The 19,331-nt window shown below is 65.5% G+C and carries 14 protein-coding genes and 1 tRNA gene; 5 read left to right on the forward strand and 10 right to left on the reverse strand.

Annotated elements, in window-relative coordinates:
• Positions 1-2: 2 nt before the first annotated feature.
• From SFHG_RS05875 to cpaB, 6 genes are all read right to left on the reverse strand, one after another.
• On the reverse strand, positions 3-239 hold the full coding sequence (locus SFHG_RS05875; RefSeq protein ID WP_042434871.1) for a TadE/TadG family type IV pilus assembly protein: 237 nt from the start codon (positions 237-239) through the stop codon (positions 3-5).
• Positions 240-425: 186 nt separating this feature from the next.
• Positions 426-1,349, reverse strand: coding sequence for a type II secretion system F family protein (locus SFHG_RS05885; RefSeq protein ID WP_148514769.1), 924 nt, complete (start codon positions 1,347-1,349; stop codon positions 426-428).
• Positions 1,349-2,296: a type II secretion system F family protein gene (locus tag SFHG_RS05890; RefSeq protein WP_042434874.1), complete on the reverse strand. Its 948-nt coding sequence runs from the start codon at positions 2,294-2,296 to the stop codon at positions 1,349-1,351. Before SFHG_RS05890 ends, SFHG_RS05885 begins: the two co-directional genes overlap by 1 nt.
• A complete protein-coding gene (locus SFHG_RS05895; protein WP_042434877.1) occupies positions 2,257-3,585 on the reverse strand; it encodes a TadA family conjugal transfer-associated ATPase in 1,329 nt (442 codons plus the stop codon). Before SFHG_RS05895 ends, SFHG_RS05890 begins: the two co-directional genes overlap by 40 nt.
• Before the next feature lie 2 nt (positions 3,586-3,587).
• Positions 3,588-5,117: a CpaE/TadZ family protein gene (locus SFHG_RS05900; RefSeq protein WP_042434880.1), complete on the reverse strand. Its 1,530-nt coding sequence runs from the start codon at positions 5,115-5,117 to the stop codon at positions 3,588-3,590.
• Between the two features lie 32 nt (positions 5,118-5,149).
• Positions 5,150-5,803: a Flp pilus assembly protein CpaB gene (gene cpaB, locus SFHG_RS05905; protein ID WP_042434883.1), complete on the reverse strand. Its 654-nt coding sequence runs from the start codon at positions 5,801-5,803 to the stop codon at positions 5,150-5,152.
• Positions 5,804-6,249: 446 nt separating this feature from the next.
• Between cpaB and SFHG_RS05910 the strand changes: the two genes are divergently transcribed.
• Positions 6,250-6,324: transfer RNA gene (locus SFHG_RS05910), tRNA-Val, on the forward strand.
• A gap of 415 nt (positions 6,325-6,739) precedes the next feature.
• On the opposite strand, the gene recN is transcribed toward SFHG_RS05910, so the two are convergent.
• Positions 6,740-8,416, reverse strand: coding sequence for a DNA repair protein RecN (gene recN, locus SFHG_RS05915; protein ID WP_042434886.1), 1,677 nt, complete (start codon positions 8,414-8,416; stop codon positions 6,740-6,742).
• Between the two features lie 175 nt (positions 8,417-8,591).
• Complete coding sequence (locus SFHG_RS05920; RefSeq protein ID WP_202898115.1) at positions 8,592-10,625, reverse strand: leucine-rich repeat domain-containing protein; 2,034 nt, start codon at positions 10,623-10,625, stop codon at positions 8,592-8,594.
• 95 nt (positions 10,626-10,720) lie between these two features.
• On the opposite strand from SFHG_RS05920, the gene SFHG_RS05925 reads away from it, so the two are divergent.
• Both SFHG_RS05925 and SFHG_RS05930 read left to right on the forward strand, forming a co-directional pair.
• Positions 10,721-12,262, forward strand: a complete 1,542-nt coding sequence (locus tag SFHG_RS05925; protein WP_042434888.1) for a vWA domain-containing protein — start codon at positions 10,721-10,723, stop codon at positions 12,260-12,262.
• Between the two features lie 27 nt (positions 12,263-12,289).
• The gene (locus tag SFHG_RS05930) at positions 12,290-13,801 is read left to right on the forward strand and encodes an ATP-binding protein (RefSeq protein ID WP_042434891.1); all 1,512 of its coding nucleotides are present in this window, start codon (positions 12,290-12,292) and stop codon (positions 13,799-13,801) included.
• Positions 13,802-14,070: 269 nt separating this feature from the next.
• Here the strand turns inward: SFHG_RS05930 and SFHG_RS05935 are convergent, their stop codons facing one another.
• Complete coding sequence (locus SFHG_RS05935) at positions 14,071-14,487, reverse strand: RrF2 family transcriptional regulator (protein ID WP_042434894.1); 417 nt, start codon at positions 14,485-14,487, stop codon at positions 14,071-14,073.
• A gap of 516 nt (positions 14,488-15,003) precedes the next feature.
• Between SFHG_RS05935 and SFHG_RS05940 the strand changes: the two genes are divergently transcribed.
• Both SFHG_RS05940 and larE read left to right on the forward strand, forming a co-directional pair.
• On the forward strand, positions 15,004-15,876 hold the full coding sequence (locus tag SFHG_RS05940) for a glycoside hydrolase family 25 protein (RefSeq protein ID WP_081468952.1): 873 nt from the start codon (positions 15,004-15,006) through the stop codon (positions 15,874-15,876).
• An 89-nt stretch (positions 15,877-15,965) separates the two neighbouring features.
• Positions 15,966-16,805: an ATP-dependent sacrificial sulfur transferase LarE gene (gene larE, locus SFHG_RS05945; RefSeq protein WP_042434897.1), complete on the forward strand. Its 840-nt coding sequence runs from the start codon at positions 15,966-15,968 to the stop codon at positions 16,803-16,805.
• A gap of 332 nt (positions 16,806-17,137) precedes the next feature.
• On the opposite strand, the gene uvrB is transcribed toward larE, so the two are convergent.
• The gene (uvrB, locus tag SFHG_RS05950; protein WP_272941449.1) at positions 17,138-19,261 is read right to left on the reverse strand and encodes an excinuclease ABC subunit UvrB; all 2,124 of its coding nucleotides are present in this window, start codon (positions 19,259-19,261) and stop codon (positions 17,138-17,140) included.
• Positions 19,262-19,331 lie beyond the last annotated feature (70 nt).

Consider the following 19,331-nt stretch of genomic DNA (forward strand, 5'->3'; position numbering starts at 1 on the left):
AGCTAGTACAGCACCGTGTCCGCCAGCGCCCCAGGCAACGAGCCCGTCACGCAATGGGAGGCGCACGACAGCGCATGCTCCACGAACGTGCCCGCCGAAACGCTGCGCCAAAGCGCGCCCATCCCAAGCACGACCGACAGAAACGCCACGGCGACCAGCGCGAACTCGACCGTCGCCTGACCCGCGCAATCGCGCGCCGCGATTCGCCTACAGGCTGTTGATGCCGTCGGCGATCGCATCCCACAGCTCCTGCAGCTTCGGCCGGAAAACCGTTATCGCGATGATGGCTATCACCACCAGCACGCCGACCAAGATCGCGTATTCGGTCGTTCCCTACCCGTCCTCGCCGTGCCGAAGGCGGGCCACCTTGCACGCGGCCTTCGCCAGCGCTCGCCGATATGCATCCATAACCGCTCGAATCATGCCTACATCCCTTCCATAAGCTCCAACAACACGGGCCCGAGCACCAAGAGCAGCATGGCGGGAAGGATCAGCGTCCCCGTGGGGATCATCATCTTCACAGGCGCCTTGGCGACCCGCTCCTCCACCTGCGCCTTTCGCGCCGCACGCGCCTGTTCCGCCGCCTGCTCCAGAACCTCGCCAAGCGAGGTGCCGAACCGCAGCGAGCGGATGACGGCCGACACCGTGCGCGAGAACAGCGGGTTATCGTACCCTTGCGCCAAAGCGCGCAAAGCGTCTTGACGGGTCGCAAGCCCCGCTTCCCACGACCTTTGCGCCACGGCGCACTCGCGCGCCAGCCCATCATCGAAATGCCCCGTGTACAGCTGCAGGCTGCGATCGAACGAAAGCCCGCTGCGCACGCCGAGCGCCACCACTTCCAACATCTCCGACATGCTGCGCTCCAGCGCCTGAGCGCGCTGACGCCGGGCCCCGCGCACCGCACGTCCCGGCGCGGTCGCGCCTGCGATACCGCCCGTCACGCAACCAACTACCGCAAGCTCGTTCGATGCCGCGCAGCCCAACAACGCTCCCGCCGCCGCACCCGCCGCAGCAAGGCGCACCGCTCCCTCGCAACACGCCTGGGCCGACACCGTCCCGCCAAGACCGGCCTTGCCCACCTGCTCCTCGAAGCGCGCATGCGCACCGCGCAATGCGCCGACAGGCAGCACCGAGCGAGTGGCCCGCAATGCCAATCGCCTGCTCAAACCCTCCAGATACGAAAGACATGCGCTCGCCTGCGCACCGCCTTTCGCCCGCCCGTCATCAGGCGCGCGGGCCCTTGCCGCGCGGGCTCGGCGAATCGATTGCGCGCCCGTCCAGCCAATGCACGCACCCGACGCCGCGCCTAGAACGGCCGCGATCGCAGGCAGCGCCATCGCATACACCATCACGACACCTCCACGTTCAACATGCGGCGCACCGCGAGCACGCCCGCAACCTCCATCGTGCACGCCAATCCCAACAGGCCCAACCCCAGCGGGCTTTGCAGGAACGGGTCCAAAAACCCTTTGCTCACCAGCGAGAACACGGCGACCAAAGCGAACGGCATCACCGTGACCACGCGCGCCGACAGCCGCGCCTGAGCCGTCTGCACCCGCAACGCACGGCGCAGGGCCAGCTCCCCTTCGACCGTCTCGCGCGCCGCCTCGAGCACCGGACGCATGCTGCCGCCCGCTTGGTGCTGCACGTCGAGCGCCACCGCCACGAAGGCAAGCTCCGACCTTTTCCCGCCCGCGCGCAGCGCCCTTAAGGCCTCGCTCGAGCCATGGCCCGTCTCGAGCAGATGAGCGCAAGCCGCGAACCTCTTCCCCAGCGGCCCCTTTATCTCGCCCGCCAGCTGCTGAAACGTCTGCAGCAGCGAAAAGCCCGCCTGAAAGCACGAACCCATGGCATGAAGCGCATCGGGCACCGCCTCGCGCAACGCCTCCTCCTGGCGATCGCGCCACCCGTGGACGCGCGCCACCGCCACGGCGCAAGCCAGAACCGCCACGGCGACGCCGGCAAACGGCGAGGCGGATACCAGCCCCACGCAAACCGCCAGCGCCGCTGCCGCCGCAACGGCAAGCGAACACAGGCTCCGCGGCGTGCAAACCACCCCGCGGCCTTGCAACGCCGCCTGGGCGTCACCCGCAAGAGCGGCTACCTTGGGCACGGAAAGCAAGCGGCGCGCAACCCCGTCGGCGCAGCGCACGCCGTTGCGTGCAAGATGCTGCCCGATTCCGCCTTCGCCCGCCCTACGGCGCCGGGTACGCCGTAACACGGCCTGCGCGCAAAGCGCACCACCGGCAAATGCGGCTATGGCTGCTGCCGCCCCGAACACGCCAGATGCTTCCATTCCAATACCTCCTCCCCATCAAGCCCTATGGTTTCGGGCAGGTCGTCCACCCAATCGGGCAGGGCCTGCCACGACCCCGCTTCTTCGGGAGAACGCCGCTCGAACAACGTCTTCACGCTGCAGGCACGCGCCCTTTGGTCGTACACAAGCTCCGACACATGGGTCACGCATCGCCTGCCGCTGAGCGCCCGCGACGTCTGCACCACCACATCGAACGCGCTTGCCGCGTTCGCCTCGATCACGTCCACGGGCAGATCGACGCCGTAGCGGACCATGGTCACCACGCGGGAAAGCACGTCGCGCGGGGAGTTGGCGTGCAGCGTGGTGAGCGACCCGTCGTGCCCGGTGTTCATGGCGGTGAGCATGTCCACCGCCTCCGCGCCGCGGCACTCGCCTACCACGATGCGGTCGGGGCGCATGCGCAACGCGTTGATCACCAGCTCGCGGATGGTCACCTCGCCCGCCCCCTCGGCGTTGCGCGGGCGCGCCTCCAAGCGCACCACATGGGGATGCTCGAGAAAGCGCAGCTCGGCCGTATCCTCGATGGTCACGATGCGCTCGCCTGCGGGAATGCAGCACGACAGCGCGTTGAGCAACGTGGTCTTGCCGCTGCCCGTACCGCCTGCCACCACCACGTTCTTGCGCGCAAGCACCGCCCATTCCAGAAAGCGCCGCAAATGCCCGTCGATCGAGCCGAAACGCTCCATCTCCTGCAGCGTTATCACGCGCTGGGTGAACTTGCGGATGGTGACGATGGGCCCGTCCGGCGCAAGCGGCGGGATGACCACGTGCACGCGATGGCCTTCGGGCATGCGGGCGTTCACCATCGGCGACGACTCGTCCACACGCCTGCCGAGCGGCCCGAGCACGCGATCGATAAGCGCCCGAAGCTGGGCTTGGCTCGAAAACGCCCGGTCGCTGCGCACAAGGCGCCCTTGCCGCTCGAAGAACACGTCGCCGGGGCCGTTCACCATGATCTCGGTGATGGTCGGATCGGCCAGCAACGGTTGCAATGGGCCGAAGCCGAACACCTCGTCGATCAGCTGCTCGGACAGCCTGGATCGACGCAAGGCATCAGCCCCCTGCCACACGGGCAGCGCGAACGCCTGGCGGCACGCCCCTAAAAGCTCGCTTCGCGCCCGCGCCGGCTCGAACGCCATCAACGCCGCTATGTCGTCCACCGACACGAACAGGCGCACATCCTCTTTCAGGCGCGCAAGCGTCGCCGTGGGCGCATGACCTTCGCCGCCGCCCGCACCCAACGCCTGCGCACGCTCGGCCAGCGTCATGATCAGGCCTTCTTGCGCTTGCGCGAGCGCTTTCCGCGCAGGAAGGGCATGCCCGGCCCCTCGCGCGAAGACCCCGCCGCAGCCGATACGCCGGGCAATATCTCGGCCATAAGCCCCTCGACGCCCTCGAACAGGTCGTTGCGCGAATCGATCAGGTCGACCACCAGCCCCGCCGCCAGAAGCTCCTCCACATCGGCGCCGCCGTCGGGCAGCTCATGCACATGAGCCCCCTTCAACGCGCACGATACGTCCATCGACGATAGCGGCGCCCCCTTGCCGCAGCCGTTCAGCGTGAACAGGAACGGGTTGACGGCTATGCCGCAGCGGGCGCACAGGTCGAGCGCGCGCTGCGTCGCATGCACCGAGGTGGCTCGCTGATCGACCAAGAACAGGGCCTTCGAGCTGCGCTCCAACAGCACCGCATGCTGCTCGGCCCACGCGCCGCCCGTGTTCGCCACGATCACGTCGAAGCGCTCTCGCACGGCATCCAGAAGCGCCGGCGCCTGCGCCACCACCGCCTCGGCGGCGTCCACATGCTCCGGAGCGGCCAGCAGCGCAGGAACCTTCCCCTCGCAGGCAAGCTGGGCCAGACGCTCAGGCCGGGCAAGCACCTCGTCGATGCGCAGGGGCTTCTTCACGCCCATGAGCTGCGCCATGTCGCCGAACTGCAGGTCGAAGTCGAGCAGCAGCGTGCGCAGGCCCAGCCCCTGGGCCGCATGCGCCGCAAGCAACGCGACCGCGCTTTTGCCCGCGCCCCCGCTGCCGCTCACCACCGGCAGCAAAAAGCCCTTCGCCGCAGGGTGCTGCGCGTTCGCCGCCGAAGCCGAGGAGCTTCCAGAAGCCCCCAGCCCCGATGCGGTCCCATAAGGAGAAGCGGTTGCGGCAAAGGCCTTCGTCGCCGATGGGGCGACAAGGCCTGTCTGGGCGTTCGCCGGCGCATACGATTCTCCCGGCCGGACCCCCGCAGACGTAGCCATTGTTACCGCGGGCGCCGCCGCACCCTCAAACGTCCCCGAAAAGCCAGCCGTAGGCATTGCGGCCGTTCCGTACGGAGAAGCGGCCGAAGGCGCGTTGCCGAACGCCGCCTGCTGCGGCGCTGCCGCCTCCCCCGCAGGCGCGCAACCGGCCCCAGGGCCGATCCCCGCCTGCAGCTCGATCGCCCGCATGGCCGCCTGCTTGCACTGCGCGTATCGCTCGACGAAGGCCTGCCTGGTCAACGACGCATCCACGCCCGCCGCGGTCGTCCTGGACCGCAGCGATCCCGATTCCTGCGCCGTCAACATGCACACGCGCCTATCGACGCGATCGCGCTTCAACGCCGCCGCAAGGTTGATGGGCGCCACGTCCGTGCAGGAGACCACCCACACCTCCTGCACGCTCGCCGCATCACGCAACGCCGCACGTGCCGCTTCGGCGGACGTGAACGGCATGAGCCACTGCTGCGCAAGCAGGTTCTCCCCTTCAAGGCCCAACAGCTCCGGATGCCGGAAGCATTCCTCATCGGCGCACAGCGCCACCAACGGCATGGACATCCCTTCTCCTTCCGCTTGCTTTAAAACCGCTCTCACCTCGCATCCGCGCCGGGCAAGGTCAGGTACAGCTCGGTTTTTTGAGCCGCCGACACAAGCTCCTCCACCTGGTTCGGGTCGACGGCAAGCGTCACCCACGTCACCTTCGAGGCCGACCCCGATGCCTGCCGATCGTCCGTTCCGGCGCTGGTGGCCAACACGCTCACGCCCCGCGCCAATGCTTGGGTGGCCGCGCTTCCCGTGGCATACACGTCCACCGATGAGCCCGCCGACACCGCGCCGCCCACCGCCTGCACGTCCTTGGCCGGCACGCTGATCGCAACCTTGCCGTCGGGCACGTCTATCGCCGCCGATGCCGCGCCGAACCTTCTTGCGGAAAGGACCTCTCCGGAAAGCACCGTGGAAGACGCCTTCGACCCCACAACCTCCGATGTTTGCCGCACCGCTTCGGGCGGCAAGAGGTCGGCAACCCACAAACGCGTCTCAATAGCCCCTGAATCTACTGTTTCACCTGCGGCTATGTCGCGCTTCGCCACGCAAACCTCCACCTGATCGCCGCCGTAGCGGGCCAAGGCGTCGGCCCGGGCGCGCTCCGCCTCGCCGCGCACCGACTGGGTATATCCGAGCACGCACAACGCGCACAGCACACCGCATATCGCACCCGCCGCAGCGGTCTTGTTCCGTCTCATGCGCACCTCCTTCGCTTCGCAGCATCCAGTATGGGAACGCCATCTTGCGAAACCCTTGCCGGCAACGCCGTCTCTTGTCGTCACAACCTTGCAAGCCCGTCCGATCCGAGGTCATGCGGAATCCTCTTGCCCGCCCCCAAACGCTTGCAGAAGGAACCGGACCCGGTAACTGCCGAACCCGCACCGTGATGCCCTGCAGCGGACAGCTTCTCCACGTTCACGAACCCCGCACTATGAACAGCCTTGCAGCAGACAACCTTCTCGCGCATTCGTGGACCCGCGCGGCGACGCTGGCCATATGGCTCAACAAGATGCCTTCAACGCAAAAACCCGCCGACGCGGAGGGCAAGCTCGGGCAGGCCCAGCGGCATCGACGGGTTGTGCAGTATTTGCGAAAGCGGGCTTCTTATGCGACAATAGGCGTCACCCATTCGGGGACATCAACCGGCCGGTTGGCGCAGCGGGAGCGCAGGTGCCTTACAAGCACAAGGTCACAGGTTCAAATCCTGTACCGGCCACCATTAAAATCGCAGGTCAGACGTTATTCTCGTCTGACCTTTTCTTTTTCCGGGAAATCTCGGGCAAGCAAGCGCCCGACAAACTCGCGGCAATCGGCCACGCAAGCCTTCCGTCAATATGCCGTACCCATAAAAATGTACGCTGACCTGCGCCGGCGTCCGAAAACCAGCGCGCTTTCGCACTAAAAGCCCGGCTGAGCAACACCGGGATACGGACGCGCCTTCCGTTTTATGGACCCGGGATGCGCCGGCATCCGGATGAGAATCCGCCCTACGCGCCACAGGCCCGATTCCTTCACGCAAACCCAAAAGGGCCGCCGGCTCAGCCGACGGCCCTCAAGCTATGCGATTTCCATTTGGCGGCCCGGAAAACCCCGATCGGATGCGACGAGGCTCCACGGGGCAAGCGCACCGTTCCTTATTCCCCTTGCGCGCCCTTCACAGCCCCGAGCATCTCGCGCGCATGGGCAAGCGATGCCTCCGTGGCGTCGCCGGAGAGCATACGGGCGATCTCGGCGGGCCGCTCGTCGGCGGACAGCTGTCGCAGACAGGTCTGGGGCATCCCGTCGTCGCCGGCTATCTTGGTGACCGCATAGTGCACATCGCCATGCACGGCGACCTGGGCCAAGTGCGTCACCACGATGACCTGATGGCTGCGGGCAAGGTCTGCCAGGACCTCGGCCAACGCCACGGCCACGGAGCCGCCTACGCCGGCATCCACCTCGTCGAACACCAACGTATCAACGCTGTCGGCCTGGCCAAGCACCACCTTTATGGCCAGCATGACGCGGCTGACCTCGCCGCCCGAGGCTATGCGGGCAAGCGGGCGGGCCTGCATGCCGGCGCCGGGCTGGAACATGAACTCCACCTCCGACGCACCGGAACGGGTCCACGATGCACGCGGCAGCGCACGCTGCTCGCACACAAGCTGCGCCGTGCCCATCTCCAGTCGCTGCATCTGCGCCGACACCGCCTGGGAGAACCTTGGCGCAGCTTCGCTGCGCGCATCGTCGAGGGTTCGCGCCGCCGCCGCCAATGCCCGTTCGGCAGCATCGACCGCCCGCTGCGCGACACGCTCGCGCTCCTCGGCATCGTCCACCAACGACACAAGGTCGGCCGCCTCGTCGCGCGCTGCAAGCACATCGGCCATGCGCGGCCCGTACGCGCGCATGAGCCCCTGCAAGGCCGCCATGCGCTCTTGCCCCCGCTCCAGTTCCTCAGGGTCGAATTCCACCCCATCGCGATAGTCCCGGGCCGTGCGCGAAACATCCTCCAGCACATACCCCGCCTCGCGCAGGGATTCCGCAAGCTTGCCGAGCTCAGGATCGTAGCGGGATCCCTCGTCCAAGGCCGCCGCGGCGCTGCCCAGCAAATCGATGGCGCCCTCGTCGCCCCCGAGCGCCTGATGCGCGCGATACGCCGACGTCGCAAGCGTTTCAGCGTGCTCGGCTCGGGCAAGCTTGGCCGAAAGCTCCTCGTATTCGCCCTCGCGCGGGTCCACGGCATCGATGCGCTGCAGCACGAAGCGCGCCTCATCGAGCTTCGCCGACGAGGCGGCTCCGGCATCGCGGACCCGGGCAAGCTCCGCCGCCGCCCGCGACGCCTCGACGAACGCCTCCCGATACGCGCAAAGCGCCTCGGCCACGTCCTGCCCGGCCCATGCGTCGAGCATCCCCACGTGCGCCGCCGGCTTCAAAAGCTGCTGCTGGTCGTGCTGGCCGCATAAATCGATGGAAGGCGACACCGTGCCCGCCAGCTCCCGCACGCTTGCCATGCGGCCATCAAGCGTGACGCGCGAGCGCCCATCGGCGCCCACGCGGCGCACGGCCACCAGCTCATCTTCGTCTTCGCGCGGCTCATCGCCATCCGAGGACGCGCGGGAAAGCCCGAAGAAACGCCCGCTGACCTCCAAGCCGTCCTGGCCATCGCGCACGGAATCCTTGTCCGCGCGGGAGCCCATCAGCAGCTTGAGCGCCGACAGCAACGCCGTTTTGCCGGCGCCCGTCTCGCCCGTGAGCACGGTCAGGCCCTGCGCGGGGACAAGGGAGGCCTGCTTTATCAGCGCCAAGTTCTTAACTTGCATCTCGTCGATCATGGCGGTTCCTTCTGCGTGCGGATCATGCGGCCGCAACACGTACGGCTGTTCTATATGGCACAGTATACCAGCCTTGCCGCGCAACAAGCGCGCACGCGGAGGCTTTTCGGGGTATCCGACATAAGTCGGCAGGAAACCTCCCCATACCCCCGAAAACCTTGCACACCCGTCCCCTCTAAAGGGCGAACTTGCTCCTCAAGCTTGCAGACGCGTCCCGCTCGCCGGTCTCGTCAGCCTGCGCGCCGCTGCGATGCCGCCGCTCCATGAGGAAAGCCACGCAGTCCATGCGGTTGCCCTGGCGCAGCAGCTCGATCTGCGCGTCGAAGCGTTTATCCTCCATAAGCCCTAGATCGGCCAGCTGACGCACCATCTCCAGGCTGCCCTCCCGGGCGATGCGCACGAGCGCCTCGCGCCCCGCGGCGCGCACTTCATCGGCGAAGGCGGCCTGCATCTGCACATCCAGCCCCACGGGCCGCTCCAGGCGATGCAGCAGCGCCCCTAAACGGTCCGGCACGTTCTTTCCCGACCTGAGCACCTCGTCGTAGCGAGGCAGGTCGAACGGGTCGCACCCGGGCTCGGCATCAAGGGTGAAGCAGCTCAGCAGCTGGTCGGCGGGCACATGCACTGCCACGCCCGACCACGCCAGCCGGCACACGGAGAACTCGAAGCTGCCCTCGCCCACCGACCGAAGCGACTTCGGCAGGGCCACGGGCCCTTCGAGCGTACGCGAGCAGAAGCTGTGCGCGCCCACGCGCTCAAGGCCCTCGGGAAGCACCAGGCGTTTCGTTCCACGACACGCGTTGCCGTCTCCCACTTCGCGAACCGTTGCGGGGATGATCAGGGTCTTCGGCGCATACGGCAGCGCGCTCGGGGCGATGCGCGTCAATTCCGCGCCCCGCACCTGGGCAGGCAAAGCCAGCGTTTCGACGACCTGGGGCTGCGCGAGCACCGCCGCCGACGGCCCCTGGCCGACCGGCCCCAACCTGCCGCCCGACACAAGCCCGCCGCAATCGTTGGCCTCGGCGCGCGCCGCCGCCTGCTTCGCATCCACGGCGACGCCCTCGTCGCTGGCCGCCGCGGCGCGCGCACGCGCCGCCACGCTGGCGAAGCGCTTCGATGCGGACTTCGGAGGCTGCAGACCCGCCACCAGCAGGGCCGCGCCATCGCGGCAGTCGAACCAGCAGCCGTCCGCCTCGATGGCGTCAGGGCCGCACACGCGCACGCCTCGGCGGCGCAGGCGGCGCGCACCGTCGCACCCGACCGGGCACATCCACAGCGCAGCATCCCATTGCTTGGCCCGAACATGCTGCAGACACGCCGGCGCCGACACCACATGCGGCGGCTCGCAACCCTGCGCGAACGCCGTCTCGCCGACCACCTCCACGCCGTCGGGAAGGGCATAGCGCTCCTCATAGGGCGGGGCGCAGAACAAAAGCATCTTCCCATCAGCGGAAAGCAGGCTGCCATCCTGCGCTTGATAATGCTCGTTCTCCCCGCTCACCGAATAGGTGCGGCGCTCGAGCGGCGGCGTGACGCCGGAGAGGTCGCAGGCCTGGGCGCCGCCGGCGCGCACGCCCGCCCCCAGATGGATATGACGTCCGGGCAAGGCCGAGAAGGCGCCGGCGCCGATGCGCTGCACCGTATCGGGCACCACCAGCACGTCGACGCCCACGCCGCGCACCAGGCGACGCGCGAACGCACCGGGCGCGATGCGCACCACGGGAATGCCGTCCACGAACGAGGGGAGCACCACGGCAAGCCCGGATTGCGCTCCTGCAGCTTGCGCAAGCGCACGCAGATCGAAGCCGACCAGGGCATAGCCCGTCTCCTCGCGCTGAACCGATACCGCCGGCGCGTCCTGCTCGTCGGGCACGTCCACGGCCGCGGAGCCGCCCACGCCCTCTTGCCGGGCCGCCATGGCAAGCAAGCGCGCGCGGGCATCGTCGTCCACGCCCATGCCAAGCGATCCCGCCGCCAGCAGATCGCCGTCGGCATCGCCGTCCACCTTCCCGGCGCGCGCGGAGCCGCCTTCCCATGATTGATACGGCAGCAGCTGCGGCGACCACACCTCGCCCGCCTGCGAACGCCCCGGGCTCACCTCGCGCACCTGATCGGCCGCAAGGCTCACCGGCGCCGCAAGGGCGCGCGCCACCACCTCCTGCGCTTTCGCGCCCTGCGTTGCGAACACCATCTCCTCAGCCGCTGCCATCGAAGCACCTCCCATATCAAGGCCCTGTGTTTACCCGCTTTGCCGCCCATGCTACACTGCGCGAAGCGACGAAATCAAGCGACGGGAGGCCCTCAATGGCATATAACGCCTCAGGTCGGCTTGCCCAGCAAGCCCTTGAGCTCACCCGCAACAAGCTGCTGGTCAGCTTGCGCTTCATGAACGCCGCGTTCGCCCATCTCAAGCTGCTGGCGCAACCTGGGCAGACCATTGCCACCGATGGCACGTACCTGCGCTACAGCCCGGCCGACGTGGCGCGCACCTTCGCGTCAAGCCCGGAGGAGCTTGCGCGCACATACCTGCACATCATGCTGCACGACGTGTTTCTGCACCCCTTCCCCAACCCGAACATGGACGCCGCGCGCTGGGATGCCGCATGCGACATAGCCGTCGAAGCGGTCATCACCCAGCTGGCGCTGCCGGCCACGGCAAGCCCGCGCGCCGCGCGTCAAACGGCGGCGCTCGCTCAGCTTCAGGCGGAATGCCCGCAACTCACGGCCGAGGCGCTCTACCGCTATTTCGCCGACAAGGGAATGGACGACCAGCAGCTCGCGCAGCTGGCCGCTCCCTTCGTCGCCGACGATCACGAACCCTGGCACCGCATGGCGGCCGAGGAAGCCGCGCGCCGTCAGGCCCAAACGGGCGAAAAGCAGGAAAACGCCGCCGACTCCCCCGCCCCCGCCGCCGGCGAGGCGGGCAAGAACGGCACGGACATGCCCATGCCCGACGAGGCACGCAAGGCCAAGCCCAATCACAAGGCCCACCGCGGCCTGTCGCTCGACGACATCACCGAGAAGGAGGCGCCCGAGCAGGCCCGCGGCGTGCAAGCCAACCGCTTCGCCGACACCGTCAACCTCGATCGCTCGCGCGACCAGTGGAAGAACGCAGCGCTTGAGATGGGCGTGCAGCTTGACTCCTATATCAAGCTTTGGGGCGTGGAAGGGTCGAACCTTTCCATGAACCTGCGCTCGGTCACGCGCCGCCGGCAGGACTTCACCGCTTTCTTGCGCAAGTTCGCGCGCATGGGCGAGCATGTGCGCGTCAACGACGACGAGTTCGACTACGTCTATTATTGCTACGGCCTTTCGCGCTACGGCAACCTGCCGCTGATCGAGCCTTTGGAATACGTCGAGGAGCGGCGCATCCGCGATTTCGTCATAGCCATCGACACCTCCGCATCCACCAAAGACGGGCTGGTCAGGCGCTTCCTTGAGCGCACATATTCCATCCTGTCCAACGAGACGGGCTTTTTCACCCGCATGAACGTGCATCTGGTGCAATGCGACGCCGCCGTAACGGCCGTCGACTGCATCCACAGCTTGGACGAACTGGACGATTTCCTAGAAAACGTACAGATCAAAGGCCTGGGCGGAACCGATTTCCGACCCGTGTTCGCCTATGTCGAAGACGCGCTTGAACGAGGCGAGTTCCAAAACCTCGGCGGCCTTCTCTACTTCACCGACGGCCAAGGCACCTACCCTGCCCACAAGCCGTCCTTCGATACCGCCTTCGTGTTCCCCGACGCCGAAACCGCCGACGCAAGCGCGCCGGTGCCGCCCTGGGCCATGAAGGCCGTCCTCGACGAAACGTTTACCGAGCAGGCCGGCGACCTGGCCTAGCACCACCCCATCGAGCAAGGAGCAGCCATGGACATCCAACAGGCGAAACAGCAGATCAAGTACACCATGCAGGCGTATTTCGCCAAAGACGAGTTCGGCGGCTACGCCCTGCCGCCGCAGCGCCAGCGCCCCATCTTCCTGCTGGGCGCGCCCGGCATCGGCAAAACCGCCATCGTCGAGCAGATCGCACAAGAGCTTGAGGTGGGCTTCGTTTCCTACTCCATGACCCATCACACGCGCCAAAGCGCGTTGGGCCTGCCGTTCATCGCCCAGAAGGAATACGGCGGGAAAACCTACGACGTGTCCGAATACACCATGAGCGAGATCATCGCCGCGGTTTACGACGCCATCGAGCAGACGGGGCATCGCGAGGGCATCCTGTTCCTTGACGAGATCAACTGCGTATCGGAAACGCTCACGCCGGCCATGCTGCAGTTCCTGCAGTACAAGGTGTTCGGCCGCCACAAGGTCCCCGAGGGCTGGATCGTGGTGACGGCGGGCAACCCGCCCGAATACAACCGCACGGCGCGCGACTTCGACCTGGCAACGTGGGACCGCTTGAAGCGCCTCGACGTGGAGCCGGACTTCCAGGCATGGCGCGATTATGCGCTCGGCCACGGCGTGCATCCGGCGGTCATCACCTACCTTGACGTCGAACAGGACCACTTCTACCACCTGGAGACCACGCCCGACGGCAAGGAATTCGTCACGGCCCGCGGCTGGGACGACCTGTCGAGCGCCATCAGGCTCTACGAGGCGCAGGACCTGCCCGTCGACGAGGTGCTCATCGGCCAATACGTGCAGGCGCCCCAGATCGCCAAGCGTTTCGCCGTGTACTACGACCTGTTCACGAAGTATCGCGCCGACTACCAGGTGGACCGCGTGCTTGCAGGCACGGCCGGCCCCGAAGTGGTCGAGCGCGCCCAGGCCGCGCCTTTCGATGAGCGCGTATCGGTAGTGGGCTTGCTCTCCGACGCGCTTGCGGGCGTGCTGCGCGAGGCGGTGCTCGAGGAGGGCGCCGTGGAGTTCGCGCACCCGCGCCTTGCAGCCATGCGCGACAAGCTTGACGCCGCCGGCGCCGCCGATGCCGCCGAGGAGGTGCGCGCGCAGGAAGCCGAGGTGCGCCGTCTGCTGCGCACCGACCGCGCAAGCGGGCTTCTGTCCGAGCAGAAGTATCGCTCCTACGAGCGCGCAATCGACATGCTCCAACAGGCGCAGCACCTGGGAGCGCAAACCGGGGCCCTTACGTTCGACCAGGTCAAGGAAGCGTTCTCCAAGATGCTCGGCGGGCTTGAGAGCCGCGTTGAGCAGGGCGAGCAGGCCCTTGACCGCGCATTGGCGTTCGCCGAGCAAGCGTTTGGCGAGGGCCAGGAGATGCTGCTGCTCATCACCGACCTCTCCGCAAACCGCTACAGCATGGCGTTCATCAACGCCCACGGAAGCGAGCGCTTCTTCAAGCACAACAGCGCGCTTCTGTTCGGCGACCGCGGCGCCGACCTGGCGGCCCGCATCAAGCAGACCGCGCTCGACGAGGAATAGCGCCAACAATGGCGACGGGCCGCAAACGTTACATCGCAGCCCGTCGCCGCGCTTCCGGGCCGGGCATCGGCAGCCTGCCATCGCCGACACCCTGCCGAAAGCTCCTTCATGTAGCGAGACGCGTGCGCGACAACCCAACCATGGCTTCTCGCGCACGCATAGCCAAAGGACATGGTTGAACGAAAACGACGGGCTGCAGCTTGCAAGCTGCAGCCCGTCGCGTTTGCCGGCACCGGTTTCCGATGATGAATCGCACCACCTGGAATCGGCTATGCCTCCACGTTGCCTTCCAGCACATCGGCAAGCGTGATACGGTCGATATAGGCGTTGATGGCATTGCCCATCCCCCGCCAGAAGCCGCGCGCCTCGCAGCAGCCCGCAAGATCGCATTTGCCCTCATCGTCCACGCATGCGACCGGCATGCAGGAACCCTCCGTAGCGCGCAGCACGTCGCCGATGCGGATCTGATCGGCGGGCTTGGCCAGATAATATCCGCCGCTCACGCCGCGAATGCTCTTCAGCACCCCGGCGCGCACGAGAGCGCCGCCCAGCTGCTCCAAATACTTGACGGAAAGCCCCTGACGTTGCGCGGCTTGCCTCATAGTGACAAGCGCGCCCGCCTCCCCCTGCTTGGCGATATCGATCATAAGCCTGAGGGCGTACCGTCCCCTTGTCGAAACCATCATCGTAGCGTCCCATCCTCACCTTGTCGCGCCCCGCTTCCCCAACGAGACGAACACCCGCTTGCTTGCGCACATGCGCAAGCATCCCGAAATCACGCACGAAAACACCTGCGAGAGCGTGCGTATCAGGCTGAAAACCAATTATGAGACGACCATATTAGAAGTAAGTTAGTATCAATTGGATTAACGCCGTTAACGTGCGTCAGCGGCGGGAAATCACTATGAGCGGCATTTGAAAACCCCACGTTCAAACCATGGACGGGCGCCCCGGGCCCCACGCCGTTTGCTACCATAGCGCCTATGAATAGCAGAAACCGCAATGGGCAACCCGCCCGAATCCCATCATCAACGCGCAACACGCCCACGAAGCCCCGCGTCTCATCATCAATGAGCAGCGACCCTGCACGGCCCCGCACCTCTTCGCCAACGCGTAACGCATCCACGCGGCCTCAAAGCTCACCATCGGCGCGAAATGCATGCGTGCGATCCCGCACCTCTCCGTCGACGCGCAACGCATCCATGAGGCCCGGATCGGCCCGCCCTCAGCAGCGCCCGCGCCGTCACGCCGGCGCCCGCAAGCCGTTCGTCATCCTTGCGTTCGCGCTTGCGCTCATTGCCGTCGGCGTGTCGGCATGCAACGCAACATCGGCGCTGCTCAACGGCTCGTCGCAAGAAGAAAACTCCCGTTCGGCCAACACAAAGCAACCCTACGTCAGCCCGTATGACTTCTCGGGGCTCTCCCAGCAAAACGGCAGGTTCTCATACTCTGAAAACGGGGTCGAGAAGTCGCAGACGGGAATCGACGTGTCCGAAATGCAAGGCGCCATCGACTGGGAGCAGGTTGCAAGCGATGGAATCCAGTTCGCCTTTGTGCGAGCCGGCTACCGCGGCACCACCGAGGGCGGTCTGTTCGCGGACGGCCGCCTGAATGAGAACCTTGCAGGAGCAGCAGATGCCGGCTTGCAGACCGGCGTGTACATTTACTCGCAAGCCACCAGCGCCGAGGAGGCGCAGGAAGAGGCCGACTTCGTGCTTGACCAGCTTGGCGGCCGCAAGCTCGACCTTCCCATAACCTTCGACCACGAGAAGGATACGACGGTGAACGCACGCGGCAATAACGTGGACCGGGACACCCTCACCGCAGCTGCGCTGGCGTTCTGCCAACGCATCGAGCAAGCAGGTTACCGCTCCATGGTGTATGGCAACAAAGTGGATATCGCCCGCATGAACCTGGATAGCCTAGGCGATCGCCCCGTCTGGTTCGCCGAATACAACGCGCTGCAGCCCTCCGGGCAGTTCGATTTCGCGCTGTGGCAGTACAGCAACACCGGCAGCGTTGCCGGCATCTCCACCCCCGTCGACATGAACCTGCGCTTCACCGATATGCTCTAAACGCGAAATCTCGCAGCTCGGCAAAACCTGAAGCTAACTTCATGTGCTAGCGTGTGTAATGAAACCACCTGCAACGCGAAAGGTCCCCCATGAGCACCGACACCCCCGCTCCGCTTCCCGCCGAGCTTTCCAAGAAGCACGACGCGCTGAAAGAGCATCTGGCAAAACTGGGAGCGGTTGCCGTAGCGTTTTCCGGCGGAGTGGACTCCACCCTGCTGCTAAGCGTTGCCGCCGATGTGCTAGGCGACAACACCGTCGCCATCACCGCCCGCGCGCAGATGATTCCCGCACGAGAGGTTCGCGAAGCCAGCGATTTTTGCGCCAAACGGGGCATCCGCCATGTGGTGATGGACGTCGACGCCTTGACCATACCCGGCTTCGCCGAAAACCCCGCAGATCGATGCTACCTCTGCAAAAGCGCATTGTTCGCTCGCATCATGGATCAAGCCGCGCGCCTGGGAATACCCTACGTGGCCGAAGGAACCAACACCAGCGATCTGGGCGATTACCGCCCTGGGCTTAAAGCTCTTGGCGAGCTGAAGGTGGACAGCCCCTTGCTGGCAGCAGGTTTATCGAAAAGCGATGTTCGCGCCCTATCCCACAAGCTTGGCCTTCCAACCTGGGACAAACCCTCTTACGCGTGCCTTGCAAGCCGCATCCCCTACAACGAGGCCATCACCGCCGACAAGCTTCGATCCGTCGAGCATGCCGAGGATGCGCTTATGGACGCAGGCTTTCCCCAGATACGCTGCCGCGCCCATGGGGACCTTGCACGCATCGAAGTGGCACCCGACCAGCGAGCGGCGCTTATGGACGCACTGATATCCACCGACCTGACCGAGCGCATACACGATTCAGGGTTCGCCTACGTGACCGTTGATGCCGACGGCTATCGCACCGGCAGCCTCAACCAAAACGTTCCTGAATAGATAAAAGGTAATGGCGGCGCCTTGCGAACCGTATGCGGCATCTTCAAACACGCCAACCCCCTCCTGCGCAGCGCAAGTTACCGCCGCAGCTAAGCTAAATGCTAAGCAGACACCCCACCACTACTCCACGCCGGGGCACGTGCGGCAAGGGGGACTACTGCCAGCGCCCTGCGCCGCACAAGCCGTAGCCGCGACAAATGCCATGCAACCGCTCTCGCCATTGCCCCGCTCCATAGCATGCGCGGCAAGCGAGTTGCCACCAGCGCCCTGCGCTGAGCAAGCAAGCCGTCACCGCCGTGCCCATCAACCCACGGTCGACGGACAGCATGGTTCTACGACCGACGCGAGCTGCCGTACGCCGCGTTCTTGCGATTGCCGAAGGCGCTGCCCTTGCGCGCGCTCTTCTTCAGGTCCTTGAGCACATCCGCCTCGCTTTCGCCCTCCACGCCGGCGCGCAGGCGCACCACCTCGTCTCGCAAGCGCGCCGCTTCTTCGAAGTCCATATTGCGCGACGCCTCCGCCATATCTTCCTCCATGCTGGAGATAACGCGCAGCACCTCTTCGCGCGACAGCTCGGCAAGCTGCATGTTCACCTGCTCGGATGACACATCGCCCATTTCCCCATGCACGTAGCTCATGATGTCCACGACCGCCTTCGTGACCGTTTTGGGCGTGATGCCGTGCTCTTCGTTATAGGCCATCTGGATGCTACGACGGCGCCGCGTTTCGGAGATCGCCAGGTCCATGGAGTCAGTGGTTTTGTCGGCATACATGATCACCTGGCCGTTCGCGTTACGAGCAGCGCGGCCAATGGTCTGGATCAGGCTGCGCTGGTTTCGCAGGAAGCCCTCCTTGTCGGCGTCGAGGATGGCTACCAACGTTACCTCGGGCAAGTCCAGGCCCTCGCGCAGCAGGTTGATTCCCACCAGCACATCGAACTTGCCCAAACGCAGATCGCGCAGGATGTCCACGCGCTCAAGCGTGCCGATGTCGCTGTGCATGTAGCGGGCGCGTAAACCGCGGTCCAAGAGGTGGTCGGTCAAGTCTTCTGCCATCTTCTTGGTAAGCGTGGTTATGAGCACACGCTCGTTGCGGTCGGCGCGCTCCTTCGCCTCGTCGATGATGTCGTCGATCTGGCTTGCACTGCCGCGCACGATGATCTCGGGGTCCAGAAGGCCCGTGGGACGGATGATCTGCTCCACCTGCCGCTGGCTGACCTTCAGCTCGTAATCGCCGGGCGTTGCCGACACGTAGATGAACTGCGGCACGCGCTCCTCGAACTCGTCGAAACGCAGCGGACGGTTATCCAAACAGCTGGGTAGCCGGAACCCATGCTCGGTCAAGGTGATCTTGCGGCTGCGGTCGCCCTCATGCATGCCGCGGATTTGGGGCACCGTCACATGGCTCTCGTCGATGATGCACAGGAAATCGTCCGGGAAATAGTCGATGAGCGTGTACGGGGGCTCTCCGGGCTCGCGCCCGTCCAAATGCCGGGAGTAGTTCTCGATGCCGCTGCAAAAGCCCATGGTCTCCAGCATCTCAAGATCGTAGTTCACACGCATCTCCAGCCGCTGGGCCTCAAGCAGCTTGCCCTCCTCTTTAAACTGCTGCAGACGCTCGCGCAGCTCCTCTTGGATGGTTTGGATAGCGTGCTCCATCTTCGGGCGCGCCGTCACGTAATGGGAGGCCGGCCAGATGGGCAGGGCCTCATAAGCTTGCAACACCTCGCCCGTGACGTTGTCGATCTCGGAAATCTGCTCTATCTCATCGCCCCAGAACTCCACGCGCACTGGATTGTCCGCGTACGGCGGGAACACATCGAGGTTATCCCCGCGCACGCGGAACGTGCCGCGTTTCAGCTCGTAGTCGTTGCGGTCGTACTGGATGTCGATAAGGTCATGGATCATCTGATCGCGATCCATTTCCTTCTGCTTGTCCACGAACACGGCCATACCCGCATAATCCATGGGGCTGCCGATACCGTAGATGCAGCTGACCGACGCCACCACGATCACGTCGCGCCTGGAAAGGAGCGCGCTGGTGGCGGCATGGCGCAGCTTCTCCACCTCCTCGTTGATAGAGGCGTCCTTCTCGATGAACGTGTCCGACGAGGGCACGTACGCTTCGGGCTGGTAATAATCGTAGTAGCTGACGAAATACACCACGGCGTTGTCGGGGAAGAACTCCTTCAGCTCGCTTGCAAGCTGAGCGGCAAGCGTCTTGTTCGGCGCCATGACAAGCGTGGGGCGCTGCACCGCCTCGATGGTTTTCGCCATGGTGAACGTTTTGCCCGACCCCGTGACGCCCAGAAGCGTTTGATACCGCAGCCCCTCCTCAACGCCCTGTGCAAGTTTCTTGATGGCTTGCGGCTGATCGCCTGAAGGCTCATAAGGGCTGACCGCTCGAAACGGCGTGTTCGCAAGGCGCACTTCGGGCAACTTGCCCTCCATTGCCATACCCTCGATGTTCTTCAGATGGCTGCTCATATGCAATCACGTCCTTCGCAGGCGCTTCCTTCGAATCAGT

This window comes from Senegalimassilia anaerobia JC110 (assembly GCF_000236865.1).
In the GTDB taxonomy this organism is placed as follows: domain Bacteria; phylum Actinomycetota; class Coriobacteriia; order Coriobacteriales; family Eggerthellaceae; genus Senegalimassilia; species Senegalimassilia anaerobia.

Excerpts from the sequence above, each read along its gene's own strand:
- SFHG_RS05885 (WP_148514769.1), bottom strand. The coding sequence starts at position 1,349 with ATGGTGTATGCGATGGCGCTGCCTGCGATCGCGGCCGTTCTAGGCGCG.
- SFHG_RS05895 (WP_042434877.1), bottom strand. The coding sequence starts at position 3,585 with ATGACGCTGGCCGAGCGTGCGCAGGCGTTGGGTGCGGGCGGCGGCGAA.
- SFHG_RS05930 (WP_042434891.1), top strand. The coding sequence starts at position 12,290 with ATGGACATCCAACAGGCGAAACAGCAGATCAAGTACACCATGCAGGCG.
- larE (WP_042434897.1), top strand. The coding sequence starts at position 15,966 with ATGAGCACCGACACCCCCGCTCCGCTTCCCGCCGAGCTTTCCAAGAAG.
- SFHG_RS05890 (WP_042434874.1), bottom strand. The coding sequence starts at position 2,296 with ATGGAAGCATCTGGCGTGTTCGGGGCGGCAGCAGCCATAGCCGCATTT.
- SFHG_RS05875 (WP_042434871.1), bottom strand. The coding sequence starts at position 239 with ATGCGATCGCCGACGGCATCAACAGCCTGTAGGCGAATCGCGGCGCGC.
- SFHG_RS05940 (WP_081468952.1), top strand. The coding sequence starts at position 15,004 with ATGAGGCCCGGATCGGCCCGCCCTCAGCAGCGCCCGCGCCGTCACGCC.
- SFHG_RS05900 (WP_042434880.1), bottom strand. The coding sequence starts at position 5,117 with ATGTCCATGCCGTTGGTGGCGCTGTGCGCCGATGAGGAATGCTTCCGG.
- SFHG_RS05920 (WP_202898115.1), bottom strand. The coding sequence starts at position 10,625 with ATGGCAGCGGCTGAGGAGATGGTGTTCGCAACGCAGGGCGCGAAAGCG.
- recN (WP_042434886.1), bottom strand. The coding sequence starts at position 8,416 with ATGATCGACGAGATGCAAGTTAAGAACTTGGCGCTGATAAAGCAGGCC.
- SFHG_RS05935 (WP_042434894.1), bottom strand. The coding sequence starts at position 14,487 with ATGATGGTTTCGACAAGGGGACGGTACGCCCTCAGGCTTATGATCGAT.
- cpaB (WP_042434883.1), bottom strand. The coding sequence starts at position 5,803 with ATGAGACGGAACAAGACCGCTGCGGCGGGTGCGATATGCGGTGTGCTG.
- SFHG_RS05925 (WP_042434888.1), top strand. The coding sequence starts at position 10,721 with ATGGCATATAACGCCTCAGGTCGGCTTGCCCAGCAAGCCCTTGAGCTC.
- uvrB (WP_272941449.1), bottom strand. The coding sequence starts at position 19,261 with ATGGCAATGGAGGGCAAGTTGCCCGAAGTGCGCCTTGCGAACACGCCG.